Raw genomic sequence first — 22,811 nt, 5'->3', positions numbered from 1 at the left:
TCGCGAGCGGGGACATCATTGAGGTGCGGATCGGCGATGGTGCAGTTCTGTGGGCCGGAGGCGCGGTCCGTCGCGGAACCGCACCTTTCTGCTGATCGTGCGGATATCCCGCCGGTGGCGGCAGCCGGAGCGTGAGTGACGCTGGGTGTGAGCGGCCCTGCTGCACCTGCCAGTAGCGTCAGCCCGGTCCACAGGACAAGGTGTGGCGCGGGGAGCAGACTGAAATGACACGGAGGTGATCGGCCTAGGGGCGGCGATATCCAGGTTCGATGACGACCCACCCTACGGGCTTGCAGTCCGAGCTGGGTTGTTGGTGGTGAGAAGACAGCAGGCGGGTTTGACGCCGCTTCGCGGATGTCGGCCTGCCATTCCCAGCGGAGGGAGAGAAGGCTATGCCCGGGATCTGTGGGGCTTGGACGTGGGCGAGCGGCGCTGTCGGATTCAAGAAGGGCAACCAGGTACACACCACCGACTGGGGACACGGTGTTACCAGGTCGATCAGAGACACCTTCGTGGGACTGCCTGAGGACTGGGATGATGTAGACGCCATCTATACGTGGGCAGACGTCAGCAACAGCTGGGTAGCCATCAAAGGCACCCTCATGCGTGTCGGTTCCTCGCAGAAGACCGAGCCCCTCAGCTTCTGGGATTCACTGCCTGACGAGTGGCTGATGAACGGAGGGATCAGCGGGGCCTGGACATGGGCGAGCGGCGCTGTCGGATTCAAGAAGGGCAACCAGGTACACACCACCGACTGGAATCACGGCACCACCAGGACGGTCAGAGAATGCTTCGTAGGACTTCCTGAAGGCTGGGGTGATGTCGACGCCATCTATACATGGGCGGAGGGGGACAACAGCTGGGTAGCCATTAGAGGCTCGCAGATGTATTTTAGTGCGTCGGAAAAGACCGAACCCCTCAGCTACTGGGATTCACTTCCCTCCCTGTGGAAGTGAGTCGTGGTAGCGACCGTGCGCTGCCGCCCATGAGATCCTGCCACGGAGGGGGTATCAGTGCTCCCTGGTGTCTGTTCGTACCTGCGGGGATGGCTCCCTCGGGTCGCTGTTCCATTCCCTGCTCGGACCCGCTCGCTGCGCCGTTGCGTGGTCGCCGCCTCACGCTCGGGACTTGCGACGCCGTCAGATGCACATGTCCCCTCAGGCACAGGACGCCCTGCTCCATGCGCTGCGGCAGCTCCGGGCAGAGCTGAAGGCCCCTACGGAGTTTCCCGTGCACGTGCTCGAAGCGGCAGAGGCCGCCAAGGACGCGGTCCGGCTGCTGTGGCAGCACGACCTCGATGCCGACGGCAACGTGACCGACTCGACCGTGAGCCGGGCCAAGGTCCGGAGCCGGGCCAAGCTCAACTACCTGGGGGCCCAACAGGACATCGATGTAGGCACGGCGGAAGAGTCCGTCGCTCTGCTGCGCGAGATCGGCAAGCTGCGGGAAGCCGTCGAGGCCGCGCGCGACAAGGCTCGGTGAACCTGCCGGACCAGGAGGTCACCCTGGAGGACGGATCGTTCCGGCTGAGCCATGTGGCGGCACGCGCCATGCTCGGCATCGCACGGATGCACAACCTCGCCCTCGCCGGAAAGGACTGCTCGAATTGCTCGGGCTGGGCACCGCGCGCGGGCACATCGCGCCCGCGGCCGGGGCCTGTCCCGGTTCGTCGGCCAGACCCCTAGCTGCGTTCTTCCAGATTGAATGAGACGACAACGCGGCACAGGCAGTCTGAGGTAACAGCTGTCCCGATTACTGCTGCTTGCCACAGGCGCTGAGCCTTTCCCCGTGCTGGGTTCCAATGAGCACGGGACGTTGTCAGTGGGCAAGGGCACACTGACTGCATGATCACCTCTTCATCCATCGCAGACGTTGCCCCCGGGCCCTCCCCTGTCTGGGTGGAGTCGATGGGCGGCCCTCTGATCGTCGCCCCCGTCTCCGCCCTGGCCTCCTGGGGCGGGTGCACGGAGAGTGGTCTTATGGTGGGAGACGCCATTGCCCCAGACGACTACGACCGGGCCTGCGCGGTGGACGATCTGGCCGGTGTGATCCCCATCGACGAGAACGGTAGGCAGGCACTGGTGCTGGCGGACGAGCCGGCCACCAGCTGCTATCTGCCCGGGCACCGAGCGTTCCTGCGATGGCTCGCCGCCGAAACCGAGGCCGGACTGAGAGCCGCAGCAGACGCTGTCCTCGCAGACCCGGCCACGGTGTGGGATGAGTGCGGCACCTGGGTCTCGGACGGTCCGGCGGTGCTCATGGACTCCGCCGAAGCGGGTTCCGACTTGGGCATCGAGTACCCCGACCGTGGGATGCCCGCCGAGGCACCGGTCTCGCCGCCCGCCGGCCGCTGGAGGGTCCGCGCCACGCAGACCAAGGTGGACGAGGAGAACTGGGTCGGCCTGGTCCAGCTCCTGCCCGCCGAATCCTGAACGGACAGTGCTTCGGGCCGGGTGCGGTCAGTCGTGGCGCGCAAGGTTGTGCGGACGGGCGATGCCAAGCATCGCGTGGTGCACGCCATCGGCCTTGAGACGGCAGTCGCGCAGGATCTTCCAGGTCTTCATCCGGGCGAAGGCATGCTCAACCCGAGCGCGGACCTTGCGGTGAGAGGCGTTGTGCTCTTCCTTCCAGGCAGGCAGTTCGCTCTGTCCAAGGTCGCGGCGGTGTGGAATGACGAGCCCGGTACCTGGATGGCCTCCGTCGGCGATCAGTGCGGTGTTCCCGACGGCGGCCTTCGCCCCGGATACCTCCCATGCCTTGCAGTCGTCGCGGTTGCCCGGCAACGGTCGGCCGACCACGACCACCAGTCGGGTGTCGGCGTCGGCGACGATTCGTCGAGTACCGGTAGTTCTTGGACCGCTCCGCCACCGCGTGGTCGCGGGTGGGAACGTCGTGAACGAGATACCCCCCGCAACCCTGGAACCGTCCCAGGCGTATCGGCGTGCAGATATGGGGGAGCGCGTGGGATGCCGTGCCCCATCGGGACAGGCCTGCACGGGCCGACAAACGGATACGAGTACGGACCACATGGATTCGACCCACGACGATGTAGCGGAGTTCGCGTTACTGCTGACGCGTCTGAAGGAGCGCACCGACCGCAGCTACGCGGCACTGGCCCGCCGACTGGGTCTTCACGCCTCCACCCTGCACCGCTACTGCGCCGGAGAGACAGTCCCGCAGGACTTCGCTGGGATAGAGCGGTTCGCCGCACTCTGCGGCGCCTCCGCCGACGAACGCACAGAGCTGCACCGCCGGTGGATCCTGGCCGCAGCCGCGCGGAAACGACAACGCCCATCCGATACCCGGCAGGCACCAGCGCCCCGCACCACCACGAGCGCAACGGCATCAGCAGCCCCCGCAAGCGATGCCGCATCGGCCGTCTTCGCGAGCGGCAGCAGCCCGGCCGTGGAGGCGCCCGGGCCGATCTCACCGGCCAACCAGCGCCCTGAGCCGGCCTCACCACCCCGGCCGCGGCTCCCCTGCGGGCGCGCCCGACGACGACCCGTGCAATCGATGGCACTGGCGGCCTCGCTCGTCGCCGCGCTCCTCGGCCTCACCGCATCCGCCGCCGGTCCCCCCTCCGCGTCGGCCGCACACAACGGCAGCCCCAAGCCGAACCGGGCAAGCGCTGCCACGGTCCCACCGGTGGCCCCGCTCACCTGGACCGCCAACTCGCACACCCTCGCGCTCAACGGTTGCGGCGAGACCTACGTCGTCGACAAGCCACCGCAGCAGGTCCCGCCGCCCCCACACTCGGAGGACATCGCGGCGTGGGTCGCCTCTCAGCGGGCGGTCCACGGGGACACCACCGACGTGCGGATCACGGTGCAGGGACGCGGCTCCGCCGCCGTCGTCCTGGAGGCCCTGCACGTGCGCGTGACCAACCACGCCGCCCCCGCCGCCGGCCGGGGCATCGCATACTCCTTGAGCGACAGCTGCGGTGCCGGCCTCGTCCCCCGCTTCTTCTCCGTGGACCTCGACGCGCACCAGCCCCTGGCCCGTTCGAGGCCCGGCGACAACGGGGAGGGGACACCGATCCCCGCCATCGACTTCCCCTACCGGGTGTCCCTGCAGGAGCCCGAAGTCCTGGTGGTCTCCGCGCTCACCGAGTCCTGCACCTGCGACTGGTACCTCGACCTCGACTGGTCCTCACAGGGCCGCACCGGTACGGTGCGGATCGACGACCACGGCCGCCCCTTCCACACCACCAGCACCAAAGGACTGCCGGGCTACCGGTACGACCGCATCTATCACCACCCCGGCCGCTGGGTCCCGATCCCGGCCGCCAACATGGCGGCAACCGGCGACTGACGAAGCATCAGGCCACGCGGCCCGTCCGGCAGCACAACCGGCGGGAGCGGGGCCTTGTCCGGGCCGCCGCCGATGGGGTCCGGCCGAGGCCCGGGGAGGGTCCGCGCACCTCGCGCGTCTGTCCGGCTTCGAATCCCCCCAGCGCAGGCACCACCGTTGTTCCGCCGCTCGAGCCGATCCGGCCAGCTGCCAGACGCGCTCCACCGCGGGCCACCTCAGCGCCCCGGGCACCACCGACATGTCACATCGAAGCCGGCCCATACCGCCACCCGGGAGCAGACCACTACGCGCACGACAACCATCCTGCGCCTGCGCGGCCAGCCCAGGTACCCGCCGTGGACGCTGTCGGCGGTGGCCTCGGCGGTATCCGACTGCTGCTCCACTCCGCCTCCCCCTGCCGGGCGACCGCCCTCGGCCCACGGCACCCTGCCGGCGGGCCACACTCCGCAGCCGCCGCCACGTCGCACCCGCCACCACCGGCCCGGCTCCACTCCCAATCAGGGGAGGGGCACAAGGCGGTTGCCGGGGTTTCGGGTTCCTCGACGCCCGGGTCCGGCCCCCGCCGTCTCGGTGCACCGCGGAGTGCTCCGCCGGCGCGGGTCATCAGCGCTGCCGGTCCCACCCCCGGCCGAAGCCGGAAGCGGACCGGGCGTCGCGGCTGCGTCGTCAGCGGGCGCTCGCGGTGCGGATGTCGGTGACGTCGCCGAACACCGGCTCCAGCTCCACCACGAGGTTGGTCCACACCGTCGGTGTCTCCCCGCCGCCGAAGGCGTGAGTGACGGCGATCTCACGGCTGTTGCGACCCTCGCTCACCGTCCAGTCCACCGGAACGCTCTGGGCACGCAGGACACCGTCCGCCTTGTTCTTCTTCTCCCAGGCTGCCAGCCGCTTGGCGAAGGTGGGTGCCAGGTAGTGCGCGCGCAGCGCCTTGACCAGCGCGGTGTCCGGGTCCGCGGCGCCGTCCTTCGCGTCGATGTACGCGCCGTAGAAGTCGGCGACCCGGGTCACCGAGTCACCGGTCCTGCCGCTGATCGACCGCACCGCGGTGGACGCCTTCGCGGATGCCTTCCCGCGGGTGATGCCCTTGGTGCGGATGTCGGTGATGCCGCCGGTCGGCTCCTGCTTCACGACGAGCCTGGTCGTCGTCGTCGGCGACTCCCCACCGCCGAAGGTCAGGGTGACGACGACCTCGAGGCCGCTGCCGCCCTCGCTCACCGTCCAGTCCACCGGAACGCTCTGGGCGCGCAGGAGACCGTCCGCCTTGTTCTTCTTCTCCCAGGCCGCCAGCCGCTTGGCGAAGGTGGGTGCCAGGTAGTGCGCGCGCAGCGCCTTGACCAGCGCGGTGTCCGGGTCCGCGGCGTCGACCTTCGCGTCGATGTACGCGCCGTAGAAGTCGGCGACCTGGGTCACCATGTCACCGTTGAAGCCACTGACCGACCGCAGCGCGGCGGACGCCTTCACGGATGCCTTGGCGGGGGCGGGAACGGCGGCCTGTGCCGCCGCCTGCGTCGACACACCGAGCCCGACGGCCAGGGCGAGCCCGGCGGCAACGGCCGCACGGCGGCCCGGACGACGGCGTGCGGGGGTGTTCCTGTTCATGTCGTGTCTTCCTTCTACTCGTGGTCCGTAGGGGTCGCTCCCGGCCCGCGCCGGCTCTCCCGCCGAAGCGCGCCCACCGACGTCTCACCACCCGTCCGCGTCCGATGCGAGGACATGACGGCCTGGCCGCCCGAGCGGGCAGGCGCCGGCCGGAAGTCCCCGCAGGACGCCGAACGCCGCAGGCACCCGGGCACGCAGATGCCCGGTTAGGCAGAAGGCGGGAGCCGTCACCAGGCTGCTACCGAGGCCCTCATATCCGCCCCGGCCGGTGCGACATCCACAGCTTCGAAGACACGGGGGACCCACCGCAACCACCACCGCCCAACCCGCGACGACGCAACCATCTCACCCACCCTGAGCTGCGCAGACAAGCACTGCCTGAGACGCCGTCCTGGGATGCGGAGACGACCCGCCGTCTCGGCCGGCTCCTGGATACCGCCGACACAGCACAGAACCGCCACCCCATCCCTCGCAGTTATCAGCCCTTCCCGCCGCGGCCAGGGCCACCACCGTCCACCGACCCCGGCGCAGTCACCGCCCGGCCCACCCGACGGCCATCGGCCGCCGCTGCCGCCGCCCATCGCGCGCGCCGACGACGATGCCGACCAGATCTCGGTCGGCATCTCCCAGGGGGTGGCCGCTGGGCGTGTCTGCAGACCTGCGCGTTCGCGAACCCAGCCCGCAGACGGCCGGGAACGACATGCCCGGCAGCCTCAACCGCCATGGAGATCACGGCACATGGAAGCCTGGAGTCGGTCCAGTCGATGCGGCTGAGTGTGCCGGTGATGGTGATGGGCTTGCCCTTGGTCACGGGTGCGGGTGATGCGTTGGTCGTCGGCCGTGAGGCGTGTTGGATGTTGACGGACGCTGCGGAGTCCTTCAGGTGGTAGTCGCCCTCCTGTGCCGTTGCGTCGACGTAGAGTCGCCAGGTTCCGGCATCGGTGGTTCGGAGCAGCGACTGACTCGGGACGAAGTGCCACGTGCATCGTGCCGGCCGCGTCGGCCTTCGCCTGGGCGGCCCGTGTCTTCCGGCCGGTGGCGCGCAGGCATGCGACCAGCAGGCCGCGCGGGGTCTCGATGGCCACCGGTATGGGGTGCTCCGGGGTGTCGCCATGGCTGGCGAGCAGCTCCAGAAGGGCGGGAACCCGGCACTGTCGTCGCTGATGCGCAGCTTGGCCAGCTGGGTGCCGTCCTGGTCCACCAGGGCGATGTCGTGGTGGTTCTCGGCCCAGTCGATGCCGCAGAAGACCCTGCTAACCTCGTTCTCCCGTCCGTGCACTGCGTGAATGTGCTGGTCAGCTCCGTGCGGAGCACGCGGCGCTCTAATAGAAGTGCTCGGGGCACGCCATCTCATGAGCCGTTCGTGTCTCCAGCGAGTGTCAGGGACCTCGGTCTGTTGGAGAGCTCTACGGCTCGCGAACTGCTGAGAGGTCGGCCCCTGACGGCGGGCTGGGGACATGAAACCTGGTGGGTGCCGCCGGGCGGGGCGCGGTCATGCTGAAGGGATCGCGTCCCCGGATCCACCTTGGGCCTTTGCCCGGCGGGGTCGTGAGTGGTGCCGGTCTGACCTCAGGGATCCAGTCCCGGAACGGCGGCAGGCTTCCACTTCACACGGGGCCCTTGCGCTCTCGTGCTCGGGCTCACTGCTGAGCTATTAGATCCACCTGGCTTGCGACGCTCTGGGCCGACCGCTCGCCTTCACCGTCACCGGCGGGAACACCAACGACTGCACCCAGTTCGAGGCCGTGATGGAGGCGATCCGGGTGCCCCGGCTCGGGCCAGGACGGCCGGGCCCTCCTGGGCGTGCCGCACGGCCTTCTTCAGGGCCTGCTCCAGCTCATAGATTGATCCATTGCCAACGAAGTTTGACTGCAAGCGAGGGTTGATGAGCCGCCGTATATCTCGAGGTGTACTGGTCGTCGGTTCGATCGGCGTCCTGATCAACATCGTGGACGCGATCGGGACGGGGCGCCTGGAGCCGCACGATGCCTTCCCCGCGCTGGTCGCGCTCGGTGCGGGTGGTGAACTGCTCAAAGAGCGGCGGCCCAGGGCTGCAAAGGTGCTGCGTGCCGTGGCGTCGGTCCTGCTGGTAGTTGCCGGATCCGTCGCGGGTGCCCGGGCGTGGGTCTCACTCTTCAGGGGCACGACCTATAACTGGCTCGACCTCGGACTCGGGGTTCTGGTCGTGCTTTACGTTGCTGTCGGTGCGGGTCAGCTGCTCGCGCGCCTGTCCTGCAGAACATCGAGGTCTCGCATGAATGCCAGCACGCTCAGCGAGTAGCGCCGGTACCGGTCAAACTTCGTTGGGCAATGGATCAATCTTTGCTGTCACGGGACATCCTTTGACCTGTCAGCAGCGACAGTTGAGCTAATCCAGGCCGCACTCCTACTTCGCGGTCTGGAAGCATTCCTCAACCGCCCAGCGGCTGCCCGCGATGCGGATCAGCTCGTCCAGCGTCGTGTCGGCGGGACAGTAGGCGATGTAGTAGGAGATCTCCTCGGGCCTGCTCACACTGCGGCGGGCAAGGACCCAGTGCCGGCGGTCCTCGCGGTGCCAGGGCCGCACCTCGACGCGGGCCCAGTCGAAGACCCGCCGGCCATGGGCTCCTTCACCGCAGGAACGGCCCTTCCACTTCTGCCGCGGCAGACCGGGAAACAGGTCGTGGACGGGGTGGTCGACGGAGCAGCGGGCGACGACCGTGTCGTGCCGGATGGTAGCCATGACGTGGAAGACATCCGCCTGCTCCAGCTCGAACCGCCAGCCCTTGCCGAAGCCGTAGGCGGCGTCCGCCGTCACCCAGCTCAACGGGACCCGGTCGGCGATGGCCCGGCGGACCACCGCCTTGGTCATGGCCACCTTCGTCTCGAAGCCGACCGTGTCATCGATGCCGGCCCGCCGGCAGCGGTCCCGGTCGTCCGTCCAGGAGATGGGCAGATACAGCCGCCGGTCGATCAGCGTGCGTCCGCGGCCGGTGGCGTAGGCGAGGAACACACCGATCTGGCAGTTCTCGGGGCGGCCGGCGGTTCGGGCAAATCCGATGCTCGTGAACCGGAACAGGTCCCGCGGGGGCGAGGAGGCTGCGTAACGGGCGCGGTTCGGCGATGCTCGAACGGTTACGGCGCCACGGGGGCGCGGACCTCGTTGCGGATGGTCGCTGTCTTGGCCGCGAAGGCCTCAAGGTCGAATTGGGCAGGAGGCTTGCTGAGGTCCACGGTCTGGGTCACGTCGGCAACGGCCGATCCGTCCGCCCAGGAACAGTCCGGCGTCCAGGAGGCCGTCCCGTACTCATCGACATGCCGAAGGATCCGGCAAGAGACGGGCTCCGTGGATCCCTGGGGGGTGATCGTACGGGGGCCGACGATCACGGCGGAGCGCCGGTCCGGGATCCGGCTGTCGAGGATCTTCAGGAATCTCTCGCGGGCCGTGACCGGGCTGAGCACGGTTCCGTACACCCCGGTCACCGCTGTCACGGGCCCGGCGGTCTCCGACTTCCGGTCGGCGGGCTGGTAGGCGGCGAACGCGGAGATGCCGTTCTCGATCTGGCCGGAGAGCATCGACGCGATGTTCTGATCGGGCTCGGAATGATCGGATTCCGTGAAGGTGCCCTCCAGCACCGACTTGGGCATCTTCAAGCGGTAGGGCCCCGATGGGACGTTCTTCTGTCCCGGGCCGTTCACCGACCGGTCTGCGCTCTCCCCACTGCCGCCGCAGCTGGCCAGTGTCACCGTGGCCATGGCCGCAACCACCGCCGACCTGAGATGCCGCTTCACGTGTTTCCCCCACCACAGACAGTTCAACTTGATCACCTTGCCATGGGTGACCACCGAGAGGACAGGCCGCCGAGGCAGTGTCAGTCGAGGGCGGCCCGCGGAACAGGACGACCGCGACTCCCGGAGAACTCCTACCGGCAGGTGCTCGAACTGCTGGCCGGCCTGTCCCCGGTGGTCCAGGCGTTGCCGCCGACCGCGGCGCTGGTGGAACTGAAAGCCGCTGTGCGCTGACACCGACCGGGTCGCCCGGCAGACCAGCCTGGACGGGCTCGCGAGTCCCGGCTCGTCACCGAGCAGGCCATGGATCGCATCCGCAAGAGGCTCGGTCCCGGTTCCATCGGCCCGGCGACCGTCATGTCCTGCCGCCGCGCGTCATGAGCGGTCTCCCGGCGCGGTCCCATCGAGTGAGGACAGCCATGGCCGGGCACCAGAATGCTTCCAACTCCACTCGTCGGGACCGGACGCGGTCGCACGCCGCGCGATAGTGATGCATCCGTCGGGGTGAGTTCCGTCGGGGTGAGTTCCGCGGAATGACAGGTTAAGGGTTCGAGACGACGTGCCCGTTCGAGCGCCTGCCGTCAAGAGGGATACGGGAGGCGGTGCGCTCCCGGGCCCCCAGCGCGGCGGCGTTGGTGGGCCCGGTCCTCAGCCGGGGCAAGAAGCGGGCCGGCTCGCCGCCGCCCACGACCGCGGGATGATTCCCGCCCGTCATCCGCACGACGCACACGAACCAGCCGGTCAAAGGGGATGTGTTTGGCACGACCGGGCCCGGCCGCTCCAGGTGGGACCGCGAAGAGGTGGCTCGGGACAAGTTGCGCCGCTGGGTCGGCGAATAGGGCGTACGCCTGGCGCTCGTGTCAGCCTCACCGACGAGGAGACCGACGACGCGCTGGCCAGCCGGCCCGGCGAGCGGTGGAGGCTCGCGCCGGCCCTCGCGCCGGCGGTCCCGGATGTATCGGCGCCAGGGGAGAGCCGACGCTCCTGACGGTTCGGGTGTTCACACTGGATGGCCGGCAGATCGTTGGCATGGACAGCTTCTACTGCGCTATCGGTGAGGCCGTCAATGGGCCTGGCGGACACTTCGGCTGGAACCGTCTCTTCATGCGCCGGCATCCACGACGGACTCGGGCTCAAGTCGTTCGTACGGGGGAGGGAGCGGCAGCACTGTGGCCGGAGCGTGCAGAGGTTTCCCGCCTTCACCACACCCACCGGGTCCGTCAGGGCTTCCCCGCGTACAGCAGCCGGTTCGGGGTCTGCGGGGGCACGCCGGTGAGGACGTTCCGGGACGCTTCGGCGATGAGCCAGTCATGGAGCTGGGCGGGCCTCGCCTTCGGGTGAACCGAGAGGTAGAGGGCGGCGACGCCCGTGGCGTGCGGGGCGGCCCAGGAGGTGGCGGCGCCCTCGCTGGTGTACGTTCCGCCGCCGGCCACGGCCGAGGTGATCTTCTCGCCGGGAGCGTAGAGGTCGACACAGCGGCCACGACCGGATCCGAACGCCCCCGAGTCGTTCCAGTGGCGGTCGCTCCGGGTGGACGCGGCGACCACGACGGCCCCGGGGACGCCCGCCGGTGAGTGGGGACACGCGTCGTCGGCGAAGTTCCCCGCGGCGACCACGGCCGGAACACCGGAGTCGATCATGCGCTGCACGGCCGCGTCGAGCGCGGGGGAACGCTCGCGCAGGTTGAGGGACATGTTGACGACGGCCGGGCGACGGGCATGCCGGGTCACCCACTCCACGGCCTTGACGATCGGGGCCTCCTGACCGGACGCGGTGTTCTTCGTGACGCCGCTGCTTCCGCCTTCTTCGCATTCGATGCCCTGCACGCGCACCACCTTCGCCCCGGGTGCGACGCCGTACCGCTTGCCGGCGATGATGCCCGCCACGAAGGTCCCGTGGCCGACGCCCATGGCGTCCGGACAGTCTCCGGTGTCCGGTTTCCCGACGAAGTCCGCACCGAGCGAAGCCCGCCCATCGAACTCCGCGTGCTTGAGGTCCAGGCCGGTGTCGATGACGTACACGTGGACCCCCCGGCCGTCGGTGCGAGCGCCGAAGCCGCCGTCGAGCGGGCGGGTGCGTTCGTCGAGCCGGTCGAGGTTCCAGGGCACGGGTCTGCGCGGCGCCACCCCCTTCCCGGGCCGTTCCGAGGTCGGCCGGGTCCTGGTCGGGGCGGTCGTCGGCAGACCCTTGCCCGTGGCGCCGGGCCCTCTGCCGGTCCCTCCGGGCAGGGCACTGGCAGCGGGCTCGGACACGGCACCCGTTCGTGACCCCTGCGGCCCCTTCGACGAGGCGGCGAGCCCCTCCGTGGGCCCGCACCCCGTCGTCACCGCCATCACGGCCACCCCCACCGTCATGGCCAATGCCGTGCTGCGCCCACTTCTCATCGTGCCCCCGTAGTTCCGCCGCTCTCCGCTTTCGACCCGGGAGACGAGTCCCGGCGAGCCTCGGTTGCACCGGTACGGAACCTGATCCGCACAGCGCATGCCGACCCACCGGACCATGACCGCTCAGTGGCGGGGCGGAGATGGCCGGTGCGCCCCGCCCCAGGCTCTCGACGGCCCGCCGGCCAACGTGAACGCTTGGAGGTGCCGGGGCCGGGCAGAAGCGTGCAAGCACTGCTCACAGGACAGTGAGCGCGTCCTGCAGACCGCACCTCATCGACGTCAGCGGTGCTACGCGGTCCGCACACCCGCACCTGGGCGAGGACACCGCCCCCTGCCCGCAGGAATCGAGCACCGGGCACCGCCACCGACGCCCGCACCGGTGCTGAGGGATTGGCGACGTCGCGCCTTCTTGCAACACCTTCAACGGGGTGGGGCGGGGCGGCCCAAGGGGAGGAGGTACTGGACCGGCTCGTCGAGGTCGTCGAGGCCGAGAAGCTCATGGGTGAGGTCGTCGTGGAGGCCGCCGAGGGGGAGGGTCGCCAGGCCGAACGCGGCCGAGGTGAGCAGCAGTGTCTGCGCGAGGTGACCGGCCTCCAGCAGGCCCAGCCTCAGTGCCCGCAGGCCGTAGCGGCGGCGCAGCAGGCCGAGGTCGAGGTGGACCGTGAGCATCGCCGGGGCCTCGTCGATGCCCACTGCGTCCGGGTCGTCCTCCGGCCGGGAGAGGTACGAGGACAGCGCCTTCAGCTCGGCGACGCTCGGCGCCGGGCCGATCGGGAGCAGGGCACGGCGTTCCGGCACGCAGTGGTAGGTGCCCGCGGCCACCCCGGCGACGTCCAGCGCCACGAGGCGCACGCGCACGCTGTAGAGCGCACCGGCACTGGGATACGGCCGGTGGCGCATGGTGCGTACGGTGCCGTCGGCGAGCGGCTGGCGCGTCGCGTGGCTCTCGGCGTACGCGGACCACAGCACCCCGCCCAGGGTGCTCGCGTCCAGTGGCCCGTACAGCGGCCCGCGTACGGAGCTGCGCCGGCCAAGCGCCTCGGCGAGCGACAGGTCCGGCAACGGAGCAGCGGGCAAGGGCAGTTCGGCCGCCAGCTGGGCCGTCGAGGGCACCGGTGGCGGGGGCAGGTCGCGCAGCGCGGTGTCCTCGGACCGCCCGATCAGGAACTTGCTGCGCTCCAGGTACCGGTAGTCGGCCGCACGGTGCCCGGCGGCGAAGAATCCCGGGTCGTCCTCGGTCTCCAGCAGCGTGCGGGCGGCGAGGCGGCAGACGGCGCGCTCCTCGTCGGGGGTCACGCCGAGCCGGTTGAACAGCATGTGCAGTTGGGAGGCCCACACCCAGGGCACGCGGCGGGCGGCCTCCGTCGCGGGCACAGCGTCGCGCAGCCGAGCGTCCGCGGCGGCGATCCGGCGCGACCACTGTGCCAGCCACGGCGCGGCGGTACCCGCATCGAGGGCGGCGCGCAGGGTCCGGGCGCGCCGGACCAGTCCGGGGCGCTGCGAGGCGAACACCGAGTTCACGCGGGAGTGGACGGCGGCCCCGGGCAGCGGCTCCACCTCGGTGATCCAACGCCATGAGGCGGCGTGCCGACGCAGCCAGCCCGAGGCCTGAAGTTCGTCGAGGCCGAGCGCGTGGGCGGTGGCGTGGGCGAGGTCGAGAGCGAGGTGGAGCCGGTCGGCGCGGTCCGGGGTCGAGCGCAGGGCCTCGACGGCCGCGCTCGTGGAGTGGGCGAACACCTCCTCGGCGAGGGGCAGCACGGCGGGGCCGCCGTACCGCTCGGTCTCCGGTACGTATGGCACCTCGCGCACCTCACCGTGCCGGAGCGGCCAGGGGCCGCTGAACTCCGCCGGCCGGACGGCCGCCAAAGCGGTCAAGGCATTGGGCAACTCGGCTGCCGCACCGGCGGGCAGCGGCCCCCGGAAGCGGATCCGCAGGTGGGGTCCGCCCTCGCCGTAGCGGATGTAGAACCAGGCAGCGCCCGGGGCTGCGGTGAGGCCGTCCATCAGCGGGGCGAGGTCGTCGGTGATGAATGCGTCCGTCTGCGCGCCACCGGCGTGCAGGGCGAGGTGCAGGCTGTGCCAGGGGTGTGCGGAGTCGTCCGGCGCTGCCGGGCAGGGGCGGGGGCGGGCGGTCGTCATCGCGTCCTCACGGGAAAGGGTGGGGATGGAGGGGCAGTTCGTCGCGGCCCGGCGGCCGCAAGGTACGGCCCAGCCGGTGGGGCACCTCCAGCAGCCGGTTCAGTCCCGCGGTGCGGCGGTTGACATGCCCGAAGGTCATCGGGAGCGTGCCGGGGACGATCACCTTGGCGCAGTGCAGCCCGAGCCGGTCCCGTAGGCCCGGTTCGTCCTGCGTGACCGCGATGACCTCCAGCCCCTCGGTGGCCAGCCGCTCCACGGTCCGCTCCAGCAGCGCCGTCAGGTCGGTCACCGGCTCGGGCGTCCCCGGCCACCGCTCGTGCCACGGCGCCTCATTGGTGGCGGCGAACAGGAAGTCCAGCCGGGGCTGCGCGTCCGGCAGCGTGTTGAGGCCGACGTGGTCGTCGAGGTCCAGCACCAGCTCGGGGTCGTCCAGCATCGGGCGCAGCCGCTCGGGGTCGCGGGGCCCGCCCGGAACGGAACGGCGGGCGGCCTCCTGGACGTTGGTGACCACCTCCGCCACAGCCGAGCGGATCGCCACCCGGGGGTCGTGGTGGGCGCCGGCGGCCAGGAACGTGCGGGGCGCGTCGGGATGTGTGCCTTCGTAGCGGCAGAGCGAGATCACCGCCGGGACGCCCATGTCGTTGGTGGCGTCCAGCAGGGTCAGGCGGTACCGCAGCAGCGCGGCGCGGTCGGCCAGGGCGGTGACCTCCGGGTCGTCGGCGGGGACGGTGATCCGGGGCAGCGGGGTCCGGGCATACCAGGCCATCAGGAAGGCGTCGCGTTCGGCGACCTCGAACAGCCCGTACAGTGCGGCCTCCTGGGGGCTGTTGCCCAGTCCGCAGCCGTTCGAGGACTCGTACACCACCCGCGGCCGGTCCGGCCCCGGTACATCCCAGTACGCCACGTGCTCGGGCACCGCCAGCGCGCGGCGCTCGCTGAGGGACCAGCCGTACACCCAGTGGAGTGCGAGGTCCGGGGAGTACGGCACGGTACGGCGGGCGGGGTGGCCGTCGAACTCGGGATCCGGCAGGCCGAGCCGGACGGGGTCGAGTACGGCGTGCTCGCCGGCGGCGACGAGGTCGGCGTACGAGGCGCGCAGCACGGTGCGGCGGCCGGTGGGCCGCATCCCGGCGAGGCGCTCAACGCTCTCGAAGAGCGCGACCCGTTCACTGGACTGGAAGTCGCCTGACCGGCCGTAACCGCCGTCGTCGAGGGAGCGGCCGTCCGTCACCCAGGCGGTGGTCAGCGCGAACGCGGAGTCCTCGGTCCGAAAGAGCCGACGCACCGGCCCGAACCGCTCGTCGTGCAGCTCCGCTCGCAGGCGTACGGGGGTGGCACGGGTGTTGGGGCCGCGCAGCACCGATGGGTCGGGCAGCGGCCGTGGCTCGGCCGGCAACCGGGCGCCGCCGGGCGAGTCGTCCGGCAGTGGCCGGCAGATGGGGCAGCCGCCGACCGGCCGGATGCGGTGGGTGGACCAGGTGTACCTGTCACCCTGAAGGATGTGGACGACGGCCCGGTTGCCGACCGTGACCAGGTCGACGGTGGCCGAGATGACCGTGGCAGAGCCGATCGCGGCCGGGTCGGCCGCGATCGGGAGTTCGTGCCGGCCGGCAGCGGGCGGCTTCGATTCGAGCGGGTCTGCCGTGAGCAGGTCTGCCGCGAGCCGGAGTGCCGCCTCGGCCAGCGGCGGGGTCCCGGTGCCGCCGAGCGCCAGCCGCGGGCTCTGCCACGGCACCCGGCCGCCCGCAGTGGCCAGCCGCTGGTACTCCGCGCAGGCGACGCAGGCCCGTGCCCCCGGGTGGAGTACGGGCCCGATCACGGTCAGTGCCCCGTCCTCGCGCACCGGCACGAACCGTACCGGATGGGCCAGGGCGTGCCGGCTGAGCCGTTCGGCCAGTCCGAGGTCCCATGCGGTCAGTCGCACGACGGCGTCGCCCCGGCCGGTCGCGAGCGCAGCCGCCGGATCGAGGACGGGGACGGGGAGGATGTACGGGTCGGTGGTGGTCACGAGGGGCCTCCCGGTCCGGCCAGGACCGTGAATCCGGATGCGCGCAGGGCGTCGGCGAGAGGGTGCTGGCCGGTGCCCCGCCAGGGTGTGGGGCACAGGCCTGTCAGGCGGTGCAGGGCGGCGTGGAGGGCCGGTTCCCGGGTGGCGATCCCGGCCAGCCAGGTGTCGGTCCATCCCTCGTCCGCCCAGCCGGCCGGTTCGGCACCGGCCGCGGCTAGGGGGGCCGCGGCGCCGCTGAGCGCGGTGTGCCGCGTGTGATCCGGCGCGTGCTGCGCCGCCATCACGCGCGTGACCGCGTCGAGGGCGGCGAGAGCCACGGCGTCGGCCGCTGTGGCCTCGACGGCGCTGCTCACCGTGCCGGGGGCGGTGCCGGCACCGGTCGGGCCCGGTCGGATCCGGATGACCGCCACATGGGCGCCGCCGGCGCCGAGTTGCCGGACCGCCAGATGGGCGGACCGGCCCAGGCGCCGGGTCAGGACGGTCCACCAGTGGCGGGCCTGAGGGTGCCTGTGCCAGTCGTCGTTGCCGATGCCGGGAGTGACGGGATCCGCCTCTGCCACGGCGGAGACGGCTGCCGGCTCGATGCGGTCGAGGACGGCGCGGCGCAGCGCCCGGCCGCGGGCGTGGTCGGGGCTCGCTCCGACCACCGGGGCCGACGGGCCGTCGACAAGGGCGAGCTCGGCGGCCCGGCACGCCGCTTCGAGCCGGGCCAGGTCCGCCCGTACCGCGCCGGCGACCAGCAGACCCGCCGGGGTGAGGCAGGAGGCGAGCGAGGCGGGCAGCTGCGGCAGGGCGCCGGGCAGTGGCGCGTCGAGCACGCCGAGCCGTGGGTCGCTCAGGGCGGTGACCCGGCGCAGGGCCTCCGCCACGTCCGGCGCGGGCGGCATGTCCGGTCCAAGGCGGGCGGCGCGCGGGGCCGCGGCCCACGGGCGGTACGTCGCCTCGGGCGGCGCGGCCCGGGCCACCAGCACGGCAGGATGCCCCGCCGTGGCCGCAACGGAGGTCTCCTCGTCCGCGGTGGGGTCGGGCAGGCCGGCGACGGCCGCGAGGAGCCGTCCGGCCGCGGCACCGGCGAGCAACGAGACCTGCGCAGGGGAGGGGGAAACACTGCCGTCGGCGGCCGTCGGCGACGGTCTCCCGTCACCGGTGGGCATCCCGGACGACGTCCTCGGCGCCGCGCCTGGGGCTATGGCTGGGCCCCGGGGGGAGGCGGCGGTCAGCGGCGCACCCCGGGCGGCAGGTCCCGGCCGCCCGACGGCAGGGCCTGCCACCGCCCCCGGCGGCGTGCCGGTGGCGAGGCGGGCGGCGATCGCGGCGGCGTCGGAGCGGATGTGGTGCGGGGACCCGGGCGCGGTGACGAAGCCGCCGTCGACGTCGCACGAGACGGCCAGCGCCAAAGCCCCGGACGGCGCGTCGGCCGTGACAACGGCCCAGCCGGCGGGCAGCCGGGCGTCGGTGACGGCCCGCGGACTCGCCCCCGCGCTGCGCAGCGCCCTTAGGAGGCTCATGGAGAGCGGGCCCTCGGCATCCGGTGCGGCGACGACCGGTCGCGCGTTGCGGATCGCTTCGACCGACTCCGCAGGGTGGGCCGACGACGAGCCCGGCCAGAGCGGGAGTTCCGTGCCCTCCGGGTGTTCGACCAGCAGGCCGTGCTCGCGCAGTCGTGCCGTGAGCGTGGCCAGCGCGGCTTCCAGCCGAGCGCCGGCCTGGTCGCGGTCGGCGCTCGACGCTCGGGCACCGCCCCGTGCCCCGGCCTCGGCTTCCTCGGTGTCGGCCGGAGTCCGGGTGTCGCCCCGGGCTCCGGCCTCTGTAACTGCTTGGACGTTCGTTTGAGGTGTGGTCTCCGCAGGTGCTTGGACGTTCGTCCGGGGTCCGGTCGTTGCCGGTGCTCGGACGTCCGTCTGGGCTTCGGCTTCCGCCATGGCTGCGGCCTCTGCCCGCGCCTCGGCCTCGGCCTGGGTTCCGGCCCCGGCCTGAACCTGGGCGTCGGTCTGGCTCCGGGAACCGGCCTGTGCGTCACCGGCACCGTCACCGTCACTGTCGCGCCGCACCGCGGCGTCCGGAACGAGCCGCGCCTCGAGCAACTGCCACAGGGCCGGCAGAGCGCGGCTGCCCTCCAGCGTGACCGCGGCGCCGCGGCCGCGCAGGTGCAGCCCCGCCAGCAGCGGGGTGACGGCCACACCGGGCCGCAGCCGCAGGCGCAGCGCGGGCGCGACGGGGACTTGGGGTCCCGAAGAGGCGGACGCCCCGGCCGCAGCGGCGTCCGGGCACTCCGGAGCCGTGCCCGATCCGGTGACGGGGACGGTGGTCATGACGCGCCCTCCACCGCCGCGATCACCTCGTCGATGCGGCCCTGCCAGGTGTGCCCGGTCAGCTCCGGCACCGTACGCACGACCAGGTGGGCGGCGAGGTAACGCTCCACCGGCCGTACGTCGCAGATCACGAACAGCCGGTACAGGGCGTTCGTACAGGCCCGGTAGATCAGGTAGTCGGGCCGGCTCCACATCGCCCCCTGCGGGTCCGATCGGCGCAGCCGGCGGTGGAACTCGCTGTAGCGGGTGCGGACGTCCTGGTTCCAGCGCTCGGCCACCGTCGGGTCTCCGAGCGCCGCCGCCCGGTCCCGGTATGCGAGGGGTTCGCCGGCGAAGTCCGCGCCCGCGGCGAACCGCTCCTGCGCGATACGCCACGCCTCGGCGGACCAGTCGGCCCAGGCGCGCTCCCAGCCGGCCGCCCCGCCGTCGACGATCCGCCCGACGAGGGCGGTGACGGCCGGTGCCGTCGCTTCCCAACGGCGTTCGAAAGCCGCCCGCAGCCGCCCGTCCTGATCCTCGTACACCAGGAAGTCCTCCAGATGCGAGACGAACGAATAGTGGCCGCCGATCAGCCCCTCCGGGTGCGCCGTGGCGTGCGCTGCCAGTGCCGCCACCGCGAGCTGCACGCGGGCGGCGGGCGTGTCACCGTGCTCGCCCAGGAACGCGCATCCGGTGTCGATCGCCGGCAGGCCCAGTCCCAGCAGGTCGTCGCGGAGCCGGGCCCCGTCGGGCCCGATCAGGGCCCGCACGGACGACTGGTCCACCGGCTCGACGCGGACGGTGCCGTCCGGTACGAGCGGCCCGTACGGCGGGGCGATGAGCTCGGCGCGGCCGGCCACGGCGGCCCGCGCGAGGACTTCCTCCTCATCGACGAGGACGGCCGAGGGGTGGCCGGCGGCCCAGGTCCGCAGGGCGGCCGCGGTGTGCTCGGCCGCCGCGGCCACCGGGTCGGGTGCGCCGCGCAGCCGGAGCCGAACATGCGGGCCGTACAGCCAATGGCGCTCGACGTGCGCGGTCAGGCCTTCGGCGGCGGCCCGGCGGGCCAGCGGCAGCACCGCCTCGCGCAGCAGCGGGGCCTTGTCCTCACGGTAGTCGTAGAGGACGACGTCGAGGGCAGCGGCGGAGCCAGGCGTGGCCGGGTCGAAGGGGGCGGCCGCGGGGGCGGGGCGGACGTTCATCGGGTGCCTCCTCGGCGGGGTGCGGGCGGGGCGGTGGGCCGGGGAGCTGCCCCGTCGGCCGTACGGCGGCGCGCGGGGCGGTATGTCTCGACAACGGCCTCGACGGCACGGGCGGGCCGGTTTCGGCCGCCGAACGCGGGCAGGGCCTCCTCCAGCACGACGCCCTGGGGATGGCGTGCCAGCCAGTTGCCCAGGCAGCGCAGGTGCAGGGCGTTGCCCAGGTCGAGCGCCTGCGGCTTGGGCGCCCGCAGCCGGGCGACGAAGTCGTCGACCGCGCGGCCGGCCGGGGGCCGCGCAACCGGATGCAGGAAGAGTTGCTCCGGCAGACGGAGCAGGGCCCGCCAGCGAGCCACCGCGGCGGCCGGCACCTCCCGCTCGTCCGCGGCGAGGTCGGCGCGCAGCGCGTCGAGCGCGCCCGCATCGAGGTGCCAGCGGCTCCGGGCCAGCACCAGGTGGCGGTAACGCAGCCGCGGCGTATGGATCACCTGACCGCCCGGCGCCGCCATGGGGCGCCGGGGCAGCAGCGGGCGGAAGTCCACCACACCCGCGGGATGGTCGGAGAGGAACGGTCCGAGCCGTTGCGGCAGCATGATCGGGGCGAGGAAGCCCAGGTAGAGCACGTCCAGCGGCTCGCCGGTCGCCCGTACGTGCAACCGCAGGCGGTCGGTGGCCGGGTCGTGGACGAGATCGAGGTCGGCTTCGGCGAGAGCGGTCCGGCCGCGGTCGGGCCCGATCTCCTCGGTGAGCAGCAGCGGGTGGAGGTTGGCGTTGAAGCCGCCCACCGGCCGGATCTGGGCCGCCCGTGCGCCCGCGCCGAGGCCCCGCCGGATGCGTTCGCCGACCGCGGCCGCGGCGCTTGCCGGCAGGGCGTCGAGAAAGCGGCTGGTGAACCGGCCCCAGCCGCCGTAGACGTGGTTGACGCACAACAGCCCGCTGTCGTGCGTGCGTTGCGCGAAGTAGGAGTAGCTGAGCGGCCGGGCGGCCGTCCAGTCGGGCAAGCGGGCGGCGAGAGCGCGGACGGAGCGGGCCGGCAGGACGATCTGCGCGGCCATCTCCCCGGCCGGTCTCGCCGCCTCCCGTGCCAGTGCGATGAACTCCTCTCGGAGACGTGCGAGTTCGACCAGACCGTCCGGCAGTTCGGGGTCGTCGGACGACCGGCCCACGAGGCGGCCGGATTCCTCCCAGGCGGCGGCGGTTTCGGCACCGAAGTCCCACGGGTCGCGGCAGATGCCGCCCTCGCCGTAGCGGGCGACGAAGCGGTCCCGGGCGATGCGGCTCATCACGTGCCCCAGGTCGAACAGCTCGGCCAACGATGTGAGTTCGGTGAGCGCGGCGTGGTCGGCGCGGGTGAACGGGGCGTAGCCGGCCCACGGGTCGTCGTACGGCCGTTGCGCGCTCCGCCCGCCCGCATCCGCCGAGGACGCAGCGCGGCGCGGGGCCAGGGGAGCGGGGGCGACGGCGTCCTCGGTGAGGGGCGTCAGCGGGGCCGTGTCCGGCGGGACGGGCCGGCCGGTGTCGGCGAGCAACTCGTGCCAGCAGCCGGCCAGGGCGGCGAGCAGGGCGGGGCGCTCGGCGGCGGGGGCGGCGGCGAACCTCCGTGTGTCGTCGGCGAGTCGGGTGACCCGGTCCGCCAGGGCGGCGTCCGCGGGCCACTGGCGCAGCCAGTCGGCGAGTGCGAGGAGGGGGGCGGGGTGCTGCGGGTCGACGGGCTCCGTGGGCACGAGCAGCCCCGAATCGGCGAGCCGGTCCACGAAGCCCGCGACGGCTGGGTCGTCCGCCGCGCGGCCCAGGTCGGCCGCGAGCCGGGCGTTGAGCGTGCCGAGGAGGAGCGGGCCGCCGGAGAGAGCGGCGGCCAGTGCCTGCAGTGCCGGGCGGGCGGCCACCTCGACCTCATCCTCGCGGCTCACCAGGTACCGGCCGCCGGCGAACCGCGCCTCGGTACGGGCGAAGCGGGCCCGCCCGTCGGCCGCCCGCGCGGTGCTCGTCATGCGGTGGGGCAGGGCACCACGGCGGCGCGGCTCGTCGAGCAGGGCCGCGGTGAGAGCGGCGACGAGGGTGCGGTTCTCCTTGACCACAGAGGTCAGCGGGACGGACCCGGGCTCGGGCTCCGGCGCGCAGACGGCCGTGGCATTCGCGTCGACGGCCGGCTCGGCCGCCCACCCGACGGCGGTGAACCACGACAGCGGACTGGTCTTCGTGCTGGCCCGCAGGGCGTGCCGCAGGACCGAGGCCTCCTCTTTGCGCACTCGCCGCCCTGTCTCGCCCCGGCCGGCCCTGCTGACCGCCCGCAGCAGGTCGCCGCTGGTCAGTGCGATGGCCCGGGCGAAGGCGGGGGAGCGGCAGAGGTCGGCGAGCGCGGCGCGCTCGGCGGTCAGGGCGAGCGGGGTGGCGGCGCGGAGCTCGTCGAGCAACCGGGCGCGCGACTCGCGCAGGGCGAGCCAGTCGGCGAGCCGGGGCACCCGGTCAGGGAGGGTGCCGAGCCGGCCGAGGAGCGCCGGGCGGGGCTCGCGGCCGTTGTGCAGGGCGCGTCGCAGCGGAAGGACCACCTGGCGGTGGAACGCCTCGTCATGGTCGGCTCGCGCGGCGAAGAGGTCGCCGGACAGGGCGGCACGCAGGGCTGCGTCCTGTGCGGTGAGGGAGGTGAGCCGGGCGAGCAGAGCCCGCACCTCAGTGGCGGGCGCGGTTTCGGCGGGGTACGGGAGCACGGTCGTACGGACCAGGGCGTACGGCGCCATCCGGTCGTCGGGGTCCGCCGGGTCGTAAGGGTTCGCCGGGTCATGGGGGACTGCCGGGTCCGCGTGTCCGGCCTGCTCATACGGGTCCGCCGGGTCACGTGTCGCGGTCGGGCCGGCCACGGCGGCCCGGTCGGGCGAGGGCACGCGCGCCGAAGCTGTCGGTGGGGCGATATGCGGCATGACTTGGCTCCCGGCGTACGGCTCGCAGGACGGGCGGGGTTGACGGAGCGGGCGGGGCGGGAGGGAGGTGCGGAACACTCCAACGGACCCAGGGATAAGGCGGACCGGGCGTGGATCGGCGGACCGCTCGAGATCGGCGCGATGGGCGCGGGGCTGTACGGCCGGCCGGGCAGAACGGACGAGCCGGCCGGCCGCAC

The 22,811-nt window shown here is 72.5% G+C and carries 13 protein-coding genes and 5 pseudogenes; 7 read left to right on the top strand and 11 right to left on the bottom strand.

The features are described 5' to 3' along the window. Nucleotides 1-392: 392 nt before the first annotated feature. The 3 genes from ABZ079_RS29360 to ABZ079_RS29350 all read left to right on the top strand — a co-directional run bounded on the left by ABZ079_RS29360 (nt 393) and on the right by ABZ079_RS29350 (nt 2,432). Nucleotides 393-956, top strand: a complete 564-nt coding sequence (locus tag ABZ079_RS29360) for a hypothetical protein (protein WP_356942449.1) — start codon at nt 393-395, stop codon at nt 954-956. Nucleotides 957-1,128: 172 nt separating this feature from the next. Beyond that, nucleotides 1,129-1,482 carry a hypothetical protein gene (locus ABZ079_RS29355; RefSeq protein ID WP_356942448.1) on the top strand — a complete coding sequence of 118 codons (354 nt, stop codon included), beginning with the start codon at nt 1,129-1,131 and terminating at the stop codon, nt 1,480-1,482. A 362-nt stretch (nt 1,483-1,844) separates the two neighbouring features. Beyond that, nucleotides 1,845-2,432 (top strand): Imm21 family immunity protein, encoded by a 588-nt coding sequence (locus tag ABZ079_RS29350; RefSeq protein ID WP_356942447.1) that lies wholly within the window; start codon nt 1,845-1,847, stop codon nt 2,430-2,432. A 27-nt stretch (nt 2,433-2,459) separates the two neighbouring features. Here the strand turns inward: ABZ079_RS29350 and ABZ079_RS29345 are convergent. After that, nucleotides 2,460-2,889, bottom strand: a pseudogene (locus ABZ079_RS29345) (transposase); the annotation flags it as partial. Nucleotides 2,890-2,949: 60 nt separating this feature from the next. Here ABZ079_RS29345 and ABZ079_RS29340 point away from each other — a divergent pair. After that, nucleotides 2,950-3,234 (top strand): annotated as a pseudogene (locus tag ABZ079_RS29340) (helix-turn-helix transcriptional regulator); the annotation flags it as partial. 279 nt (nt 3,235-3,513) lie between these two features. Beyond that, nucleotides 3,514-4,311 carry a hypothetical protein gene (locus tag ABZ079_RS29335; RefSeq protein WP_356942536.1) on the top strand — a complete coding sequence of 266 codons (798 nt, stop codon included), beginning with the start codon at nt 3,514-3,516 and terminating at the stop codon, nt 4,309-4,311. A gap of 666 nt (nt 4,312-4,977) precedes the next feature. On the opposite strand, the gene ABZ079_RS29330 is transcribed toward ABZ079_RS29335, so the two are convergent. Then, the gene (locus tag ABZ079_RS29330; protein ID WP_356942446.1) at nt 4,978-5,910 is read right to left on the bottom strand and encodes a hypothetical protein; all 933 of its coding nucleotides are present in this window, start codon (nt 5,908-5,910) and stop codon (nt 4,978-4,980) included. 1,040 nt (nt 5,911-6,950) lie between these two features. Beyond that, a pseudogene (locus ABZ079_RS29325) lies at nt 6,951-7,189 on the bottom strand (transposase); the annotation flags it as partial. Nucleotides 7,190-7,556: 367 nt separating this feature from the next. On the opposite strand from ABZ079_RS29325, the pseudogene ABZ079_RS29320 reads away from it, so the two are divergent. Next, nucleotides 7,557-7,700 (top strand): annotated as a pseudogene (locus tag ABZ079_RS29320) (transposase); the annotation flags it as partial. A gap of 95 nt (nt 7,701-7,795) precedes the next feature. Beyond that, nucleotides 7,796-8,191 (top strand): hypothetical protein, encoded by a 396-nt coding sequence (locus ABZ079_RS29315; RefSeq protein WP_356942445.1) that lies wholly within the window; start codon nt 7,796-7,798, stop codon nt 8,189-8,191. 108 nt (nt 8,192-8,299) lie between these two features. Here ABZ079_RS29315 and ABZ079_RS29310 read toward each other — a convergent pair. From ABZ079_RS29310 to ABZ079_RS29275, 8 genes and pseudogenes are all read right to left on the bottom strand, one after another. After that, nucleotides 8,300-8,944: pseudogene (locus ABZ079_RS29310) on the bottom strand (IS701 family transposase); the annotation flags it as partial. Between the two features lie 80 nt (nt 8,945-9,024). Beyond that, nucleotides 9,025-9,537 (bottom strand): hypothetical protein, encoded by a 513-nt coding sequence (locus ABZ079_RS29305; RefSeq protein ID WP_356942444.1) that lies wholly within the window; start codon nt 9,535-9,537, stop codon nt 9,025-9,027. Nucleotides 9,538-10,898: 1,361 nt separating this feature from the next. Next, complete coding sequence (locus tag ABZ079_RS29300) at nt 10,899-11,804, bottom strand: S8 family peptidase (protein ID WP_356942443.1); 906 nt, start codon at nt 11,802-11,804, stop codon at nt 10,899-10,901. A 678-nt stretch (nt 11,805-12,482) separates the two neighbouring features. Beyond that, nucleotides 12,483-14,201 (bottom strand): thiopeptide-type bacteriocin biosynthesis protein, encoded by a 1,719-nt coding sequence (locus tag ABZ079_RS29295; protein ID WP_356942442.1) that lies wholly within the window; start codon nt 14,199-14,201, stop codon nt 12,483-12,485. Nucleotides 14,202-14,208: 7 nt separating this feature from the next. Then, nucleotides 14,209-16,209, bottom strand: coding sequence for a YcaO-like family protein (locus tag ABZ079_RS29290; protein WP_356942441.1), 2,001 nt, complete (start codon nt 16,207-16,209; stop codon nt 14,209-14,211). Beyond that, nucleotides 16,206-18,521 (bottom strand): hypothetical protein, encoded by a 2,316-nt coding sequence (locus ABZ079_RS29285; protein WP_356942440.1) that lies wholly within the window; start codon nt 18,519-18,521, stop codon nt 16,206-16,208. The genes ABZ079_RS29290 and ABZ079_RS29285 overlap by 4 nt, the downstream gene beginning before the upstream one ends. Then, on the bottom strand, nt 18,518-19,699 hold the full coding sequence (locus tag ABZ079_RS29280) for a hypothetical protein (RefSeq protein ID WP_356942439.1): 1,182 nt from the start codon (nt 19,697-19,699) through the stop codon (nt 18,518-18,520). Before ABZ079_RS29280 ends, ABZ079_RS29285 begins: the two co-directional genes overlap by 4 nt. Continuing rightward, the gene (locus ABZ079_RS29275) at nt 19,696-22,578 is read right to left on the bottom strand and encodes a lantibiotic dehydratase (RefSeq protein WP_356942438.1); all 2,883 of its coding nucleotides are present in this window, start codon (nt 22,576-22,578) and stop codon (nt 19,696-19,698) included. Before ABZ079_RS29275 ends, ABZ079_RS29280 begins: the two co-directional genes overlap by 4 nt. Nucleotides 22,579-22,811 lie beyond the last annotated feature (233 nt).

Origin of the sequence: Streptomyces sp. NPDC006314 (assembly GCF_040613075.1) — a bacterium.
In the GTDB taxonomy this organism is placed as follows: domain Bacteria; phylum Actinomycetota; class Actinomycetes; order Streptomycetales; family Streptomycetaceae; genus Streptomyces.
The sequence above is the reverse complement of the archived record's forward strand: the minus strand, read 5'-3'. Positions and strand labels throughout refer to the sequence as shown.